Here is a 16,375-nt window from a genome sequence, read left to right as displayed (position 1 = left end):
TCATGAAATTTCGTTCCGCCCTGCCCCTGGCAGCCATGCTGGCCCTGCTCTCCGGCCTGTCCCTGCCCGCCAGCGCCGCGCAAGTGCTGCGCAACCTGGTCAGCATCGAGGGCGTGCGCGACAACCCGCTGGTCGGCTACGGCCTCGTCGTTGGCCTGAACGGCAGCGGCGACACCACCCAGGTGAAGTTTTCCAGCCAATCGGTGGTCAACATGCTCAAGCAGTTCGGCGTGAAGATGCCGGACGGTGCCGAAGCGAAAAGCAAGAATGTTGCCACTGTCATGGTCAGCGCCGTATTTCCACCAGGATACCGCCGTGGCCAGGCCATCGACGTCACCGTCTCGTCCCTGGGCGATGCGAAAAGCTTGCGCGGCGGCACCTTGCTGCTGACGCAATTGCGCGCCGCCGACAATGAAACGTATGCGCTGGCGCAAGGCAACGTGGTCGTCGGCGGCTTGAACGCCACCGGCAAGAGCGGCTCGTCCGTCACCGTCAACACGCCCACCTCGGGCCGCATTCCCAATGGCGGCAACATCGAGCGCGAGATTATCAGCGACTTTTCCACCAAGCCTTCCGTCACACTGAACTTGCGCCACCCGCATTTCGAGACGGCCATCAATATCGTCGAAGCCGTCAACCGCCGCTTTGGTGCCGTCGCCACCACGCGCGACGCCACCAGCGTGGACGTGCTGGCGCCGGAAAACCCGACCCAGCGCGTGGCTTTCATGGCCAAGCTGGAAGCATTGACCGTCGATGTGGGCGTCGACACGCCGAAAGTGGTGTTCAATTCGCGCACCGGCACCGTGGTCATCGCCGAAGGCTTGCGCGTGAAGGCGGCCGCCGTCACGCACGGCTCGCTGAAAGTGGTGATTTCCGAAAGTTCCAACGTCAGCCAGCCGGCGCCGTTCGGCCGCGGCCAGACCACCGTCACGCCGCAATCGAAAGTCTCCGTCGACCAGGGCAATGGCAATATGTTCAAATGGCCGGCCGGCGCCAAGCTGCAGGCTATCATCGACGTGGTCAACAGCCTGGGCGCCTCACCTGATGACATCATGGCAATCTTGCAAGCCCTCGACCAGGCTGGGGCCATCGAAGGCGAACTGGTGGTGATTTGATGCTTAATATCAACGACAGCAGCAGCGCCCTGCCCTCGGCGCTCGACGACAAGACTCCCGCGGCGGCCACGCCGGCCGATCCGCGTTACGCGGCCAAGGCCACCGAAGCGGCCGTCAAGTTCGAAGCCTTCTTCATCTCGCACATGCTGCGCCAGATGCGTTCGGGCACGCGCGAGATGGCGGGCGAAGACAGCGTCTTCAAGGACCCCATCAACAGCGACATGCTGGAAATGGCCGACAACCTGGTGGCCGACAAGATGGCCGGCCAGCGCGCCTTCGGCATCGCCGACGCCATCCTGCGACAGCTGTTGCCGGCGGCCAGCGCCCCCGTGGCAGCCAGCAGCGCTGCCAGGACCGACAATATTACAGCGCCGCTTAATAAATCCCTCTGAAGCGTCGCCTGTACAAGGTAACAACGATTCAATGCCTGCCCACCCGCACGCGCCACTCTCACGAAAGAAACTTGCCCAATGAGCATCATCAGCAATGCATTGTCAGGCAGCATCGCCGCCCAGGCCGCACTCAATGCGGCCAGCCAGAACATCGCCAATCTGCAAACGGCGGGCTACACGCGCCAGGGCGTGCTGTTGTCCTCGCTTGGCGCCGGCGTGGGCGTGCGCTCGGCCGGCAATGGCGTGGAAGTGTCGGCCCTGCTGCGCTTTGCCGATGCCTACAAGAGCCAGCAAATGTGGCGCGCCGCGTCCGACCAGGGCGCACGTGCGCAGACCCAGCCTTACCTGACGCAGCTCGAACGCGTGATGGGCGACGATGCCTCGAGCATCAGCAATGGCATCGACGGCTTTTTCGCCGCCCTCAACGCGTCGGCCGTCGACCCGACGTCGACGCCCCTGCGCCAGCAGATCATCACCTCCGCCGACGCCATGTCGCAGCGCTTCAACAGCATCAGCACCGTCATGAGCAACCAGCTGCTGTCGGTGCAGCAGCAACGCACAGCGATCGTGCCGCAGGCCAATACCACCCTGGCCAATATCGCCGCGCTGAACCAGCGCATCAGCACCTCCACCGCTTCCGGCACGAATGTGTCGTCGCTGATGGATGCGCGCGACCAGCTGATCGATGGCCTGGCTTCGCAAATGGGCATCGACGTGCTCGACCAGCCGGACGGCTCGCGCAATGTCGCACTGAAATCGGGCCAGCCGCTGGTCATCGGCAGCTTGGCCGGCACCCTCAGCAGCAACATGACGAACACGGGTGAGCAAACCTTGAGCCTCGATTTCGCCAAGTCGACGTATACCCTCGATCTGGTGGCCATTGGCGGCCAGATGGGTGGGCTGGGCGAATTCGAGAAAAATACCCTGAAACCGCTGCAGCAGTCGCTGCAAGACATGGCCACCCAGTTAACCACCAAGGTCAACGCGCAGCTGGCCCTGGGCAAGACCATGGCCGGCACCGCTGGTGGCCCGCTGCTGACCTACGCGAATGGCAAGCTGGGCATTACTCCTGGCTTCAACGCCAGGGACCTGGCCCTGTCGCTGACGGGCGCCGCCGGCGACAGCGGCAACTTGCAGAAATTGATCGATATCAAGAATCAACCGATCCCCGTCAGCTGGGTGGGTGAGGTCCTGATGAGCGATGCCGATACGCAGCTCGTCGGCAAGCTGGCTATCTACAGCCAGCAAAACCAGGCCCTGCTGAAGACGTCCAATACGGTGCGCGCGCAAGCCATCGACGACTGGAAATCCACCAGCGGCGTGAACAAGGACGAAGAAGCGATGAGCCTGGTGGAATTCCAGAATATGTACCAGGCAAACATGAAAGTCATTTCCGTGGCGAATAGCTTGTTTGATGCCACTTTGCAAATGATGGGTTAAGGAGAAGATCATGCGTGTCGCCAGCAGCCAGTACCAATCGCTGATTAATATTTCTCTTCAGCAAAATCAGGAACGCATCAATTACCTGACCCAGCAGATGTCTTCGGGCTTGCGCATCCAGTTGCCATCGGACGATCCGATCGGCAATGTGCGCATTTCGCGCCTGATGCGCGAGCAAGCCATGATGACCCAGTACAAGGACAATATCGCCACGGTGAAAGTGCGCCTGCTGAAAAACGAAAATTACCTGTCGAGCATGGTTACCGACATGGGCCAGGCGCGCGATCTGCTGGTATGGGCTGCCGACGGCAGCAATGCGCCGGAAGACCTGAATGCGATGACGCAATCGCTGATCGCCATGCGCGACAGCGTACTGTACACGGCCAACCTGAAGGACCAGGAAGGCCGCTACATGTTTTCCGGCACGGATACCGACAAGCCGGCCATCGCGTTCAATTCCGCGGCGAACCCCGGCTTGCGCTACAGCTACATCGGCAATACGGACACGCAGACCGTGGTGGTGGGCAATGGCGTGACGCAAGCGGCCAACGTCGACGTGAAGAACCTGGAAGTCTGGCTGAACAAGATCGACCAGGTCATCGCCAGCCTCAGCACGTCCGGCGTCAGCCCCAGCGACCCGGCCGTGCGCGCCATCGTGAGCGCAGGCCTGGACGGCACCGATGATGGCATGGATTTACTCTCTGGCAAGATTGCCATCTTTGGCGGCGCGCAAAATATCCTCACTACGCTCTCCGGCAACCTGGCCAACGTCTCGCTGTCGAACGACATGGCCTTGTCAGATTTGAAGAAGACCGACATGGGCGCGGCCGCCATCGACCTGAACGGCTACCAAACGGCGCTGCAGGCCACGTACAAGGCGTATGCCAAGGTAGGCACCATTTCCCTGTTTGATCTTCTCTGACCATCATGCAAATCGTTCAGACCTCCTCCTCTTCCGGCGTCAGCGCCAAAGGCGCCGGCACCGCCCGCGTCGTCGATGACGCCGCCGCCGTCAACGGCAGCGCCAGCGCGCACAGCGAGGCGCCGGCGGCGAGGAGTTCGACGGCGAGTCTGAAGCGCGGCCTGAGTAACTGGGATCACCAGTTGCAGGGAGAAATTTCCAACGCGCAGCAAACGCTCGATTACCTGGAACGCAGCAGCAGTCAGTTGCAAGCGCTGAAAGGCGAGCTGGCGGCCAAGCTGGCCGCGCGCCAGGGCCGCGAAGGGCAAGTTGAAGCGCGCGTGCGCCAGTTCAGCAATACCTGGCGCCAGCGCGCCAGCGCCTCGGGCGGCACGCTAGACGCACAACTCAGCTATACCAGCCCGCAGGCGGCACAGCAGAACTTCAGCATCCGCGGCCTGACCATGGCCAGCCTGCAGGAAGGACCGCAGGAAGTGCTGGCGTTTTCCATCGGCGGCGCGAATCAGGCCTTGCGCTCGGTGAATATCGAACCTGGCCTGAGCCAGAACGAAATCGTGTCCCGCTTCGACCGCGCACTCATGCCGTCAGGCATCGGCGTCAAGCTGGGCGAGAATGGCGAGCTGGTATTCAGCACCTCGGAAGCGGCCTGGGCCAACGTGCGCGACAGCCTATCCGTGCGCGGCAGCGGTATCCGCTATCCGACCGGCCAGATGAGCCGCGTGCGCACGGATGCGGAACCGGCCGCCATTGCCCCGGAAGAATGGCATACCGGCGACGTGGAAGCCTTGCGCGCCACCTTGCAGCAAGTGGTGCAGGCGCTGGCGCAGTTGCAGGCGGCGCGCAGTTCCGTCAGCCTGGCCCTGGCGCAAGCGACGGGACGGGTCGCCCGCGCACAACCGGTGCAAGTGAGCGTCAGCATGGATACGCTGGCGGAAAACTTCACGGAAAAGGCCAGCCAGCCCGGCTATGAATCGCTGCTGGCGATCAGCTCGGCGCTCGTCGGCATCAGCCGCGAACGGGTCGTCGCCCTGCTGAGCCTGGAATAAGCCCCCTCCCGCGTGCGCTGCCTTGGCACGCGCAGCAATAAATGGGGCACGCCCCCTAGCTCAGGACGGTGGAAATCCGTAAGATGCTGCTGTCGCTGGCGCTTTGCCCCGTACGCCAGCGCATCCCGTCATCCACTTCCGGAGTTCTCTTGATAAAAACCGCCGCCCGGCTGATCAGTTACGCCCTGCTGGGCAAATCCGACAAGCAGCCCCTCGATATTGCCCGCGTGCGCAAGGTATTGATTTTGCGCAACGACAAAATCGGCGACATGATCGTCACCTCGGCACTGCTGCGCGAACTGAAAAAAAACTATCCACACTGGCAGATCGACGTGGCAGCCAGCAGCGCCAACCGCGACATCATCGCCGATAATCCGCATGTTAGCGACATCCTCATCTGGGACAAGCAGCCGCTGCTGCGTGACTTGCGCACCACCATCGCCGACCTGCGCCGGCGCCGCTACGACGTCATTTTCAACCCCTACAACCGCTTTTCGATTCCCTTGCTGCTGCGCATCAAATGGCTGGGTGCGCGCTATTTGACGGGCTTTGCCATCCCCAAATACGGCACCTCCACAGCCAATCTGGGCATGTTCGATCATACCGTGCCCTGCGACCGCAGCCGCCACATCCTGCACAGCTATTTCGCCACGTTTGACGCCTTTGCCCTGCGCAACATCGACCTGCGCTATGAACTGTTCGGCGTGGATGCGCACGCGGCACAGGTCGATGCCGCCTGCGACACCCTGCTGCGTACCTATGAAGGCTTGTTCTGCCTCAATTTCCAGGGCAGCAATGCGCAACGCACGGTCAGCGTGGCCGACGCCCAGCGCTGCTGCGCCGCCCTGGCGGCCCGCTATCCGCGCCATGCGCTGCTGGTGATCGCCGCACCGGGCACCGAGGCGCGCGCTGCCGAAATCGTCGACGGCGCCGGCCATGCCAACGTGATGGCCGCGCCACCCACCAGCCACATCCTGGCGCTGGCGGCCCTGATCCGCCGCTGCGAACTGGTACTGTCGCCCGACACCTCGGTGATCCACATCGCCTCGGCGTATGACAAGAAAATCGTCGGCTACTACATCCGCACCGATAACTACCGCTGGTTTTATCCGGCCAGCCGCCATTACCGCGTCATCCTGGCGCCGGGGCTGACCCTGGCCAAGGTCGGCGCCGCCGAGACCCTGGCTGCCGTGGAACAGCTGATGGAAGGCGTCGGGCAGGCGCAGGCGACCGTTCAGGCAGCCGGCTGAGCCACCAACAGGCGATCCATCTGCCCTGCCGGCAACGCACGGGAAAAGAAATACCCCTGCGCATAATCGCAGCCGGCAGCGCGCAGCAGATCGCGCTGCGACGCCGTCTCCACGCCTTCGGCCACGACTTTCAGGCCCAGCCGCTGCGCCAGCGCGATGAGCGCCTCGCACAGGCCCAACCCGGCATCATCGCGTCCCAGTTCGCCCACCAGCGAACGGTCGATCTTGAGAAAGTCGATATCGGCCATTTTCAGGCACGCGAGCGACACCTGGCCGCGGCCAAAATCGCCGAGCGCCAGCGCCAGGCCCATGGCGCGGAACTGGCGCAGGCGGTCGACCACCTGGCGCGCCTCGTCGAGCAGCACCGCTTCTGTTGTTTCGATGACGATGGCGCCCGGCGCCAGGCCCGCCCGCGCCAGGGCGTTGCCCCAGTCCTGGTACAGCGCGGCGTCGCAGCGAAATTCCACGGCCGACTTGTTGATAGATATCTGAAACGCGGCGCCATGCTCGTCTTGCCACTGCCGCGCCTGGCGCACGACCTGGCGAAACACCCACTCGCCGATATCGATGATCAAGCCGTTCGCCTCGGCAAAGGCGATGAAATCGGCGGGCAGCAACAAGCCGCGCAACGGATGGCGCCAGCGCAGCAGCGCCTCGGCCCGCTCGATGCTGCCATCGCACAAGCGGATGATGGGCTGGTAATGCACTTCGAACTGGTCCTGCGCCAGTGCCAGACGCATCTCGCGCACCGTGTTGCGGCGCACTTCGGCCGCCTGCTGCAAGGCCGGCGTGAAATAGCTGTAGCCGTTGCGCCCCGCACTCTTGGCCGCATACATGGCCTGGTCGGCATGCCGCAGCAAGGTATCCGGCGCCTCGGCATCGGCCGGATATAGCGCCACGCCCACGCTGGCCGACACTTGCGCCGTGTCGCCGTCGAGCATGAAAGGCAGGGCCAGCGCCGCCGTCAGTTCCTGCAGCACGCGCTCGATGCCGCCCAGCTGCCCCACGCCGGCCAGGATGACGGTGAACTCGTCGCCGCCCAGGCGCGCTACCGTATCGGTGGCGCGCACGCGTTCGCTGATGCGCCGCGCCGCCTGGCGCAGCAGCATGTCGCCCTTCTCGTGGCCCAGGCGGTCATTCACCTGCTTGAAATGGTCGAGGTCGATGAACAGCAGGGCCAGGCAACCGCCTTCGCGCCTGGCGTGGTGCGCCTCGTGCTGCAACCGGTCGAGAAACATGTGGCGGTTCGGCAAGCCCGTCAGCTGATCGAAATTGGCTTGCCGCCAGATGCGCTCGGACGCTGCGCGCTGCGCCGTGATGTCGCTCGCCAGCGCCAGCGCACCCAGGTAGGTGCCGCCGGAGTCGAAGATGGGATTGGTGGCCAGCGTGGCCCACAGGGTGCTGCCGTCACGCCGCAGGAACTTGAATTCGTGGCGTTCGGCAATGTCCTCCTGGCGCCGCGCAATGTTACGCTCCAGAATAGCGCGTCCCTCGTCATCCATGAAGGCCGCCAGCGGCTGGCCCAGCATATCCTCGATCTGGCAGCCCAGCATCTGCGCCATCTTCGGATTGACAAAGCTGGTCAGCGCCTGCGCATCGATTTCCCAGATTCCCTCTTCGGCGCTGTGCACGATGCGCCGGAAGCGTTCTTCGCTGCGTTCAAGCGCCGCCAGCTTGCCCTCGGCCTGCTCCAGCACCAGACGCAGCGCCTGGCCGTTCGGGTCGGCGCTGCCCAGCAGGCTGACGGGCAAGCCGGCCTCGCGCGCGCCGGGACGGGACCGCAACTGCACCTGCAACTGGATGCGCTCGGGCTCGCTGCTATTGAGCACGCGCTGCACGAACTGCTCGTAATCGTGACCGAACGCCTCGTGGACATAGGAACGGAACAGCACGTGGCCGGGCCGTTCCCGCGGCAGGCCGAACAGCTCGGCCGCCACCAGGTTGACTTGCAGGATCACGCCATCGAGGCCCAGCACGAAATAGGCGACGGGCGCCAGCAGGTATAAATCGTTGAAATAGGCTTGCTCGCGTTCAGCCTTCACCCGTTCCGGGCTAAAGACGCCATCGTCAAGCAGGGGCGCGGCATGCTGCGGCATGCCGTCGTGGCAGCGCGGAGAGGAATCCGGAGCAGGTACCGCTTGCGGTGGTGTATCCATGGCTGTCCTTGGCACTGCCGCCCTGGCAACCAGGTGGGTGCAATACCGAGACTAGCATGCGCGATGCACGGTGTCGAGCAATGCATGCCGGTATACCACTTTCACCACAAGCGCGGCTCCCGCCGCGCCGCCGGCAGCGCAGCGGCGCGCGAGCGGCCACGCGTGAGCGCATGCCAGCCGGCGCGCAAGGCAAGCAGGCAGGTGTCGGCGAACATGGCGGCGCCACCGTTGAGGCGCCGGCGCAATACGTGTGCCGCCATCCGGTAGCGGCCGGAACCATACAGCTGCTTGACCAGCCTGCGCACGGCGGATGCATGCATCATGGCATCGTCGCACAGGAGCAGGTAGTCGCGCAACGCCACGTCGTCCAGCACCCGGCCAAAGTTGAAAAAACCATGGAAGCCGAACGTGGGACCGGTGGGCGCAACGCATTCGAAGGCAAAGCTGGAGGCCAGGCTGGCATCGGCAAAGCGCACGCCAAAATCCGCGCGCAACTGCTCGCCATGCAACTCACAGATCGCATAGTCCTCGGGATGGGCTTGCGTGATGGCCAGCTGTGGCAAGACCTCGTACAGGCGCCGCGATCGCAGCGAAAAGCCGCCATTGCCGACGGCCACCGGGCGATGCGACCACGGTGCGCCTATGTAATCACAGCCCAGGAAAGCGCTCTGCCATTGACGCGCATCCACGATGAAACTGTCCCACTGCATGATGAGCACATGCGTGCCGCTGAAATGGGCGCCCAGCTCATGCACCATGAATGTCGAATACGCCTCCACGCTCTCGATGGGGGCAATCAGCACCTGGCGTATATGCGGGAGCAAGTCATGCAGGCGAGAAGTGAACAGCAGGCATTCCTTGAAATCGGCGGCGGCCAGGCAGCGCTCGATGGCAAAACTGGCCAGCTCGGGATAACGCGTTTCCACGCACACCAGGCTGATGTTGCGGAGGTCCAGCTTGTCATTATGCATCGCAGGCTTTTCATCGGAGTGTACGGCGGAAGGCATGCCAGGCGCGGGCATGGCATATTTTGCAACGCCCGCATCATACAGCGCAAATCAGGGCCGGACAAGGGGCACGGCCCCACCGCCGTGCGAACGGCTCAGCGGCCCATGCTGCGCCGGCGCAAGCCGAAATCATGGCCCACCACCAGCAGGGTGCTGGCCACCAGGCTGGACAGACCCACGATCAGCTGAATCAGTTTATCGTCAGGCAAGATCCACAGCGACGAGTCCGGCGCCTCACAGCCCGTCGCCGCACTGATGAGGGGCGAGACCCAGGCCGCGTCCGGCGTCACGTCCAGCACGACGGCGCCGTCGGCGCTGGTCTGCATATAAATGTCCCCCCCTTCGGCCAGGGCAAAACAGATGCCCACGCCCGTTTCCGTGGCGCGGATATTGTCCTGCATGCTGCGGTTATGCTCCTCGATCCACACTTCCACATCGTACGGCGTTTCCAGGTGTTCCCATGGACAGGGGCGAAAACGGGGACGTTCGTCCGGGCTGGCGGGGGTGTCGGGGATGTTGCTGTCTGCTGCGCCTTGCATGCTCGTTGACCTCTTCTGCGGTGATGCGGCGGGACAGGTTGCCCGCCAGCCGCCATTATCCACCGTTCACGGCCAGCCTGGTATTGTTGACGCAAATTCATCATAAAAACTGATAGCTATCAACTTTTAATATCAGAACGTCTGACTTAAAATAGCCGCCACTTCTTCTTTACAGGCTTTACATGCAAGGCATCAAACGCAAAATCGTCTACGTCACCGCCTTTGAAATCATCGGCATGGCCATTTCCACGGCCTGGCTGACCTTGCTTTCGGGCGAATCGCCCACCAGCACGGGCCCGCTGGCGATCATGATCACCACCATCGCCGTGATCTGGAACCTGCTCTACAACACGGTCTTCGAGTACTGGGAAATCCGCCAAGTGTCGCGCACGCGCACCGTCTGGCGCCGCGTCCTGCATGCGATCGGCTTCCAGATCACCCTGGTGATCTACCTGATCCCGCTGATCGCCTGGTGGCTCAACATCAGCCTGTGGCAAGCCTTCGTACTGGACTTCGCCCTGATGCTGATCATCCCGTGCTACAGCTTCATCTTCAACTATTTCTTCGATGGCCTGTTCGGCGTGCCCCTGTCGGCGCAGCAGCCGAAGGAAGAGCCGTCCGACGTTCAGGCAGCTTCGCTGAGCAACTGAAGAAAGGACCGTGCCGCCATGCCCAGCGGCCGGTCCTTCATCCACACCAGATGGATGGGCACGACCAGACCATTGCCCGTATTCTTGAATGCCACGCGGCGCACCCGCCCCGCCGCCAGCGAGTGGGCGATGGCCGAGGCGGCAAAGTTGCCCCAGCCCAATCCTGCCTCCACCATCGCCAGTGCCATCGGCAAACTGTCCGTGCGCCAGTAGGACAATCCCACCACGGGGCGTGCATCGGCCAGGTCGAGTTCGCGGCTGGCGACGATGATCTGGCGCAAATTCACCAATTCCTCGATATACAGGGGCTGGCCCGCCGCGCTGGGCGGATGTTGGGTGGAAATAATCGCCAGCAAGGCATCGCTGCCCACCAGTTGGAACTGTTCCTCGTGATTGATGCGTCCGCCGGCAAAAGCCATGCAGGCGCTGATGCGGCCCCGGTGCAACATGTCGAGCACATCGTCCTGCGGCGCCGTCAGCACCTCGATGTCGAGCAGCGGATGGCGCTGCGACAGCGCGCGCACGGCGGCCAGGAAAGGAGCATGGTCGAGCTCGGCCGCGATGCCCAGCGAAATGCGGCTTTCCAGTCCCTGCGACAATTCCTGCACGTGCAGGTGCAACTGCTTCAACTGCTCGGCGATCAGGCGCGCGTGGGGAATCAGCGCCATCGCGGCGGGCGTGGGCACAGCTTCGCGCGCGCCGCGGTCGAACAGGGAGATGCCCAGTTCCGCCTCGATGTTGGCAATCGCCATGCTGACGGCGGACGGCGCCCGCCGCAAAGCGCGCGCGGCGGCCGAGAACGAGCCGCCGTCGACGACGGCCAGGAACAGTTCGATGTTATGGCTGGAAAGTTTCATGGAGTGGAAAAGGGTGGCACTTTTTGACGCGCCGACGGTTAAATCGGCAATGACCGAAGCCAACTTGCCTCATCCACTGCCCTACCGCTGCGGCGGCTATATAGCGCTTGCCTGGCGCGGGTGTTTACCCTTTCCAGGTGCGCTGCAAGCCCGTATCCGCATGGATCCAGCCGCCACGGGGGCCGGAACGGTAATAAAAGCCCACGCCGCCCTGCTTGAAGCTGCGCACCAGCGAACCGAGCACTTCCGCGTTCAAGTTGGCCACGCGGATGTCGGCGGCGCGGCCCGAGATGTGCAGCGACTGGCGCGCGGCCGGCACGCCCGCTTCGCGCAGGCGGCTGTTCGATTCGGCCGTGCGGTAGCCCGACAAAATCTCCAGCGGCTGCTCGATGCCGTAGCGGGCCACGAATGCTTGCGTGCCCCACAGGGTCTCCAGCAGTTTCGGGTCGATGGGCGCCGTCTTCTTGCCGTTCACGTCGCGCAGCAAGTGGCACAGTTCCTGGTAGGCCGAATCGATGACTTCGCCATCTTTCCAGTACAGCAGCCTGGCCTTTTCATTGCTGGCCGGGCGCACCACTTCCAGGGTGCGCGGCTTGAGCCAGAATTCCAGGTCCAGCGCCTGCGCGTCGAAGATGTCGGGGGGCGGTTCCATCTCGGTGATGGCCAGGCGCGACTGCGAAGTGATCGAGCGGTCGACGCTGGCCAGTTGCGTCGGCTGGGGCGGCACGCCCGTGCGGGGCGCGCGCGGCTTGGCGCTGGCCGAAGCCGAGGCGGGAGCGGCCGTGCGCGAGGCGCAGCCGATGAGCGGGGTGGCTACCAGGCCCAACGCGGCCAGGCCCATACCGTGGTGTAGAAAATTTCTGCGCGATGCCATAGTCAGTCCAATTTAACGATGGGAATACTATAGCGTATTGTGCTGCGAAGAAAAACCCTCAATGCCTATCGTGCCACCCTCATTTCCATGCATTTTGCTTCAGGCGGCAGCCACGACGGAGACGGCGGCCCCCTTCGCCTGCGCCAGCGCCGTCAAGGGCTTGTCCAGCAGATAGCCCTGGGCCACGATGGGCAGGCCCGTGAGGGCGGCGACGCGCTGCAGCGCGGCCAGTGCGGCCGGCGTGTCGAGGCGCTTGAAGATGACGCGAATTTTCGCCGCATGGCACAGGGTGACGAAGCTGGCGACGGCCTGCTCGTCGCTGAGGTTGCCCGCGTCGAGCTTGAAGGCATGCGGGTGCAAGCGCTCCAGCATGCCCGTTGCCTCCTGCACGCTGGCCACGTTGATGGCCAGGCGGAAACCGTTGCGCCGGTAATTGTCGGCCACATAATTGAGCAGCCAGCCCTGATTCGGCGTCACCGTCGGCAATTGCAGCACGATGCGCTCGATGGGCAAGCCCAGCGCGTCGAGGATGCGCTGGAAAGCGTGGCCGTGATTGCTGCTGACGGCGCTCAGCAAGCGGTCATGCACATTCAGGTACAGGTCGGACTGCTCCGCTTCGCTCTGGCGGAAAAAATTGATTGCATGCAACATGCGGCACAGCCGGTCCAGTTCCACCGATTCATCGTCGCTGGCCGCATGGTCGAGCAGGCGCCACAGCGACAAGCCCTCGTCCGCCTTCGACACGCTGCGCGCCAGCCCTTCGAACGCCACCAGCTTGCCGCTGCCCACTTCGCGCAGCGGCTGGAAGGCGCTGGTCATGGTGCAATTGAAAAAGCGCCCCAGCGCCCTGCCCTCCCCGTCGAGCCAGACACTGGTGCCGGCCTGGGTTTGATGCGACAAACGGGCCAGGTAGTTTTTGAGGACGGGAAATGGCATACGTGCTCCTTCATCGGGCTGCGCCAGCTGCCCTCATGGGGAAGACGGCGCCAAAGTGTGCAGAGTAAGGCAGCGTCAAGCAAAGGAGAACGAATGGTTTCGCCATTTGATATGCGGCCAGCGAATAAGAACACCGCAATGGACAGCGCATAACGATACTCGAAAACATTCCTTCCCGCCCCAGACGCCGACCTTTACTGTGGGCGTGTACCGATACCATCAGGAAGGGCCGCCATGTGCCAGTTACTCGCAATGAACAGCAGCAAGCCGGCCGCGCTGGGATTTTCCTTTGCCGGTTTTTCCGAACGGGGTGGCCGCACGGACGAGCACCGCGATGGCTGGGGCATCGCCTATCATTCCAGTAGCGGCTGCACCTTGCTGACGGACCACCTGGCCGCCATCGATTCGCCGCTGGCCGCTACCGTGCAGCAGCATCCCGTGAAGGCGAAAAACATCGTCGCGCACATCCGCAAGGCCACGCAGGGCCGCATCGCGCCGGAAAACACCCACCCGTTCGTCCGCGAACTGTGGGGCAAGAGCTGGTCCTTCGCCCACAATGGCGACTTGAAAACGTGGCGCGCGCCTGCCAATGCGTATTACCATGCCAGTGGCGACACGGACAGCGAACAGGCTTTCTGCCACCTGCTGGCCCGCTTGCGCACGCAGTTCCCCCTGGGCGTACCCACGCGCGCCGCGCTGCGCGCCGCCATCGCCGAGGTCGCCACGGAGATCGCCGCGCACGGCAGCTTCAATTTCATCCTCTCGGACGGCGAACTGCTGTTTGCCCACTGTTCCACGCATTTGCACTATGTGATACGCGAATACCCATTTTCCGTGGCGCAACTGATCGACTGCGAGCGCAGCATCGACTTTCGCCAGCATAACCACCTGGACGACCGCATCGCCGTCATCGCCACGCATCCCCTGACGCAAAACGAGCACTGGCTCGCATTCGCGCCCGGCGAACTGAAACTGTTTTCCGGCGGCACCTTGCTGCAAGTGAACGATCGCGCGCCGCAAGGCGTGTATATCCAGATCAGTTACTGAAGGGAAATAGTCAAAGGGAGGAAAAAGCCCGCCGCCGGATGGGCGGGCTGAGTGCAGGATAGCCGTCAGGCCGAATTGCAGTTGCAAAAGCGCTTGCGCTTGGGGGCGCCGCTAGCGATACCTGCGGGGTCAATCTGTTTCCAGCAAAAAATCGTTTCTACGCCATACGGCGAACGCACATTGCCCGCCTCGACATACCCCTGCTTGACGAAAAAGGCCTGGCTGCTGGCCGTGCTGTGCAGTTGCAGGGCCTTGATGCCCCACTCGCGCGCCTGCGCTTCCAGCTGTTCCACCAGCGCCTTGCCGGCACCCTGGCCTTGCGCCTCGGGCAGTAAATAGCACAGGGCCAGCTTGCCGGCGCGCGTCAGCAAGCCGACGCCGACGACGGCACCATGCTCGACTGCGACCAGCGAAAAATTGGTAGGCGACGCAAACCAGCACGCCACCATCTGCGGTGTTTTATTGCCCAGCCAGGCTTCCAGGATGGCCGGATCGTCCCGATGATCGAGGCTGCAGCATTCGACGATGGAGCGTCGTAATACGTTGCACGCCTCGAAAGCGTCGGTCGATGTTGCAATACGAATTTCAAGACTCATGTACGCTCACAAAATATTCCAGTTGCCGATGCAGACGGTTTTACCCCTGTATCGCGCCATTCGACTATACACCAAGCGGCGCGATCGGGTTTTTCGCACCACGCCACGGGACGAATTTTCCTATGACGGAACCCTTGCAGGCTAAGCCTTGACTGTCGTCTTGCCCACGAATCATTTCAAAAATCGATATCTGTTTTTCAGTGCAAACGGGAATCGGATCTAAGCATATTACGAAAAATTCGTTTCTTTTCCGGCCGGAATTTTAGACTATGTCTATCTATTCTCACAACAAGAGTTCAACATGCCCCATTCCAACGCCGTATCGACTAGCGCAGCGACGCTCACCCAACGCTCGCGCCGCTGGTTCCTGGCCAGCGCCCTGGCCGCTTCCGCTGCAGCCATGAGCCTGCCGATGACCGCCAGCGCCGCCGAACCCGTGGTCTTGCTGAATGCCTCGTACGATGTGATGCGCGAACTGTTCAAGGATGTGAATCCCGCTTTTATTGCTGATTGGAAAGCCAAAACGGGCGAAACCATCACCATCAAGCAATCGCACGGCGGTTCCAGCAAGCAGGCGCGCTCCGTCGCCGATGGCCTGGAAGCGTCCGTCGTGACCATGAATCAGGCGAATGACATCGACATTCTCGTCGACCGCGGCCTGGTAGTGGCCGACTGGGCCAAGAAATTCCCGAACAATGCGGCGCCGTTCTATTCCACCATGGTGTATCTGGTGCGCAAAGGCAACCCGAAACACATCAAGGATTGGGACGATCTGGCCAAGCCCGGCATCAAGGTCATCGTACCGAACCCGAAAACCTCGGGCAATGGCCGTTACACGTATCTGGCAGCGTGGGGCTATGCCGTGAAAAAAGGCGGCAGCGAAGCGCAGGCGTGCGAGCTGGTGACCAAGCTGTTCAAGAACGTTCCCGTGCTGGACGGCGGCGGCCGCGGCGCCACCACCACCTTCACGCAACGTGAAATCGGCGACGTGCTGGTGACGTTTGAAAATGAAGTGCAACTGGTGCGCGCCGAATTCGGCGACAACTTCGAAGTGGTGTATCCAAGCATCTCCATCCTGGCCGAGTCGCCGGTGGCCGTCGTCGACAAGGTCGTCGACCGCCGCGGCGTCCGCAAGGAAGCTACGGCCTACCTGCAATACCTGTACTCGGAACCGGGCCAGGAACTGGTCGCCAAGCACTACCTGCGTCCCCGTTCGGCTGCGGTAGCGAAGAAATACGCGGCCAGCTTCAAGCCGATCACCCTGTTCACGATCGACGATGTGTTTGGCGGCTGGAAACAGGCGCAAAAGAAACACTTTGATGATGGTGGCGAGTTCGACAAGATTTACCAGAAGTAATCTCCGCCGTATCAGCAAAAAACCGGGACATGTCCCTAATGCCGTTCAGTTAAGACTGGACGGCATTTTTATTCTGGGGCTTGTAAACGCCCGGACCAGCTGTTAACCTGTATGGCTATGCTCGATGACACTCTCCATTTCCTGGCAAATTACCTCGAGGCACCTGACTGGCGCCGACTAGGGGAACATTT

The 16,375-nt window shown here is 62.6% G+C and carries 16 protein-coding genes; 9 read left to right on the top strand and 7 right to left on the bottom strand.

Going from position 1 to position 16,375, the window contains the following annotated elements:
• Positions 1 to 2 precede the first annotated feature (2 nt).
• The 6 genes from ACQ4WP_RS25820 to ACQ4WP_RS25795 all read left to right on the top strand — a co-directional run bounded on the left by ACQ4WP_RS25820 (position 3) and on the right by ACQ4WP_RS25795 (position 6,165).
• A complete protein-coding gene (locus ACQ4WP_RS25820; RefSeq protein WP_436525640.1) occupies positions 3 to 1,115 on the top strand; it encodes a flagellar basal body P-ring protein FlgI in 1,113 nt (370 codons plus the stop codon).
• A complete protein-coding gene (locus ACQ4WP_RS25815) occupies positions 1,115 to 1,507 on the top strand; it encodes a rod-binding protein (RefSeq protein ID WP_436525638.1) in 393 nt (130 codons plus the stop codon). The genes ACQ4WP_RS25820 and ACQ4WP_RS25815 overlap by 1 nt, the downstream gene beginning before the upstream one ends.
• Before the next feature lie 78 nt (positions 1,508 to 1,585).
• A complete protein-coding gene (gene flgK, locus ACQ4WP_RS25810) occupies positions 1,586 to 2,947 on the top strand; it encodes a flagellar hook-associated protein FlgK (RefSeq protein WP_436525636.1) in 1,362 nt (453 codons plus the stop codon).
• Between the two features lie 10 nt (positions 2,948 to 2,957).
• A complete protein-coding gene (flgL, locus tag ACQ4WP_RS25805; protein ID WP_436525634.1) occupies positions 2,958 to 3,869 on the top strand; it encodes a flagellar hook-associated protein FlgL in 912 nt (303 codons plus the stop codon).
• A 5-nt stretch (positions 3,870 to 3,874) separates the two neighbouring features.
• Positions 3,875 to 4,915: a hypothetical protein gene (locus ACQ4WP_RS25800; RefSeq protein ID WP_436525632.1), complete on the top strand. Its 1,041-nt coding sequence runs from the start codon at positions 3,875 to 3,877 to the stop codon at positions 4,913 to 4,915.
• A 149-nt stretch (positions 4,916 to 5,064) separates the two neighbouring features.
• Positions 5,065 to 6,165 (top strand): glycosyltransferase family 9 protein, encoded by a 1,101-nt coding sequence (locus ACQ4WP_RS25795; RefSeq protein WP_436525630.1) that lies wholly within the window; start codon positions 5,065 to 5,067, stop codon positions 6,163 to 6,165.
• Here ACQ4WP_RS25795 and ACQ4WP_RS25790 read toward each other — a convergent pair.
• From ACQ4WP_RS25790 to ACQ4WP_RS25780, 3 genes are all read right to left on the bottom strand, one after another.
• Positions 6,150 to 8,321 (bottom strand): putative bifunctional diguanylate cyclase/phosphodiesterase, encoded by a 2,172-nt coding sequence (locus tag ACQ4WP_RS25790; RefSeq protein WP_436525628.1) that lies wholly within the window; start codon positions 8,319 to 8,321, stop codon positions 6,150 to 6,152. The two genes, ACQ4WP_RS25795 and ACQ4WP_RS25790, sit on opposite strands and share 16 nt — an antisense overlap.
• A 101-nt stretch (positions 8,322 to 8,422) precedes the next feature.
• On the bottom strand, positions 8,423 to 9,292 hold the full coding sequence (locus tag ACQ4WP_RS25785) for a DUF5672 family protein (RefSeq protein WP_436525626.1): 870 nt from the start codon (positions 9,290 to 9,292) through the stop codon (positions 8,423 to 8,425).
• A gap of 131 nt (positions 9,293 to 9,423) precedes the next feature.
• Entirely contained in the window at positions 9,424 to 9,867 is a 444-nt protein-coding gene (locus ACQ4WP_RS25780; protein WP_436525624.1) for a hypothetical protein, read from the bottom strand.
• A gap of 182 nt (positions 9,868 to 10,049) precedes the next feature.
• On the opposite strand from ACQ4WP_RS25780, the gene ACQ4WP_RS25775 reads away from it, so the two are divergent.
• Positions 10,050 to 10,517, top strand: coding sequence for a PACE efflux transporter (locus tag ACQ4WP_RS25775; protein ID WP_436525622.1), 468 nt, complete (start codon positions 10,050 to 10,052; stop codon positions 10,515 to 10,517).
• Here the strand turns inward: ACQ4WP_RS25775 and ACQ4WP_RS25770 are convergent.
• The 3 genes from ACQ4WP_RS25770 to ACQ4WP_RS25760 form a co-directional block, all read right to left on the bottom strand.
• Complete coding sequence (locus ACQ4WP_RS25770) at positions 10,493 to 11,374, bottom strand: LysR family transcriptional regulator (protein ID WP_436525620.1); 882 nt, start codon at positions 11,372 to 11,374, stop codon at positions 10,493 to 10,495. The genes ACQ4WP_RS25775 and ACQ4WP_RS25770 overlap by 25 nt on opposite strands.
• Positions 11,375 to 11,498: 124 nt before the next feature.
• Positions 11,499 to 12,248 (bottom strand): YcbK family protein, encoded by a 750-nt coding sequence (locus tag ACQ4WP_RS25765; protein ID WP_436525618.1) that lies wholly within the window; start codon positions 12,246 to 12,248, stop codon positions 11,499 to 11,501.
• 99 nt (positions 12,249 to 12,347) lie between these two features.
• The gene (locus tag ACQ4WP_RS25760; protein ID WP_436525616.1) at positions 12,348 to 13,184 is read right to left on the bottom strand and encodes an EAL domain-containing protein; all 837 of its coding nucleotides are present in this window, start codon (positions 13,182 to 13,184) and stop codon (positions 12,348 to 12,350) included.
• A gap of 234 nt (positions 13,185 to 13,418) precedes the next feature.
• Here ACQ4WP_RS25760 and ACQ4WP_RS25755 point away from each other — a divergent pair, with 234 nt between their 5' ends.
• Positions 13,419 to 14,231: a class II glutamine amidotransferase gene (locus ACQ4WP_RS25755; protein WP_436525614.1), complete on the top strand. Its 813-nt coding sequence runs from the start codon at positions 13,419 to 13,421 to the stop codon at positions 14,229 to 14,231.
• 65 nt (positions 14,232 to 14,296) lie between these two features.
• Here the strand turns inward: ACQ4WP_RS25755 and ACQ4WP_RS25750 are convergent, their stop codons facing one another.
• Positions 14,297 to 14,827: a GNAT family N-acetyltransferase gene (locus tag ACQ4WP_RS25750; protein ID WP_436525612.1), complete on the bottom strand. Its 531-nt coding sequence runs from the start codon at positions 14,825 to 14,827 to the stop codon at positions 14,297 to 14,299.
• A 301-nt stretch (positions 14,828 to 15,128) separates the two neighbouring features.
• Here ACQ4WP_RS25750 and ACQ4WP_RS25745 point away from each other — a divergent pair, with 301 nt between their 5' ends.
• The gene (locus tag ACQ4WP_RS25745) at positions 15,129 to 16,184 is read left to right on the top strand and encodes a sulfate ABC transporter substrate-binding protein (RefSeq protein WP_436525610.1); all 1,056 of its coding nucleotides are present in this window, start codon (positions 15,129 to 15,131) and stop codon (positions 16,182 to 16,184) included.
• The last annotated feature ends 191 nt before the right edge of the window (positions 16,185 to 16,375 follow it).

The sequence above is a fragment of the Janthinobacterium lyxosi genome (assembly GCF_051380665.1).
Classification (GTDB): Bacteria; Pseudomonadota; Gammaproteobacteria; order Burkholderiales; family Burkholderiaceae_D; genus Janthinobacterium.
Note: the sequence above shows the minus strand (reverse complement) of the source record. Positions and strands in the feature narration are given on the sequence as shown.

Coding starts and splice junctions, on each gene's coding strand:
- ACQ4WP_RS25800 (WP_436525632.1), top strand. CDS start 3,875: ATGCAAATCGTTCAGACCTCCTCCTCTTCCGGCGTCAGCGCCAAAGGC.
- ACQ4WP_RS25815 (WP_436525638.1), top strand. CDS start 1,115: ATGCTTAATATCAACGACAGCAGCAGCGCCCTGCCCTCGGCGCTCGAC.
- ACQ4WP_RS25760 (WP_436525616.1), bottom strand. CDS start 13,184: ATGCCATTTCCCGTCCTCAAAAACTACCTGGCCCGTTTGTCGCATCAA.
- ACQ4WP_RS25790 (WP_436525628.1), bottom strand. CDS start 8,321: ATGGATACACCACCGCAAGCGGTACCTGCTCCGGATTCCTCTCCGCGC.
- ACQ4WP_RS25755 (WP_436525614.1), top strand. CDS start 13,419: ATGTGCCAGTTACTCGCAATGAACAGCAGCAAGCCGGCCGCGCTGGGA.
- flgK (WP_436525636.1), top strand. CDS start 1,586: ATGAGCATCATCAGCAATGCATTGTCAGGCAGCATCGCCGCCCAGGCC.
- ACQ4WP_RS25775 (WP_436525622.1), top strand. CDS start 10,050: ATGCAAGGCATCAAACGCAAAATCGTCTACGTCACCGCCTTTGAAATC.
- ACQ4WP_RS25745 (WP_436525610.1), top strand. CDS start 15,129: ATGCCCCATTCCAACGCCGTATCGACTAGCGCAGCGACGCTCACCCAA.
- ACQ4WP_RS25765 (WP_436525618.1), bottom strand. CDS start 12,248: ATGGCATCGCGCAGAAATTTTCTACACCACGGTATGGGCCTGGCCGCG.
- ACQ4WP_RS25770 (WP_436525620.1), bottom strand. CDS start 11,374: ATGAAACTTTCCAGCCATAACATCGAACTGTTCCTGGCCGTCGTCGAC.
- ACQ4WP_RS25820 (WP_436525640.1), top strand. CDS start 3: ATGAAATTTCGTTCCGCCCTGCCCCTGGCAGCCATGCTGGCCCTGCTC.
- ACQ4WP_RS25780 (WP_436525624.1), bottom strand. CDS start 9,867: ATGCAAGGCGCAGCAGACAGCAACATCCCCGACACCCCCGCCAGCCCG.
- flgL (WP_436525634.1), top strand. CDS start 2,958: ATGCGTGTCGCCAGCAGCCAGTACCAATCGCTGATTAATATTTCTCTT.
- ACQ4WP_RS25750 (WP_436525612.1), bottom strand. CDS start 14,827: ATGAGTCTTGAAATTCGTATTGCAACATCGACCGACGCTTTCGAGGCG.
- ACQ4WP_RS25785 (WP_436525626.1), bottom strand. CDS start 9,292: ATGCATAATGACAAGCTGGACCTCCGCAACATCAGCCTGGTGTGCGTG.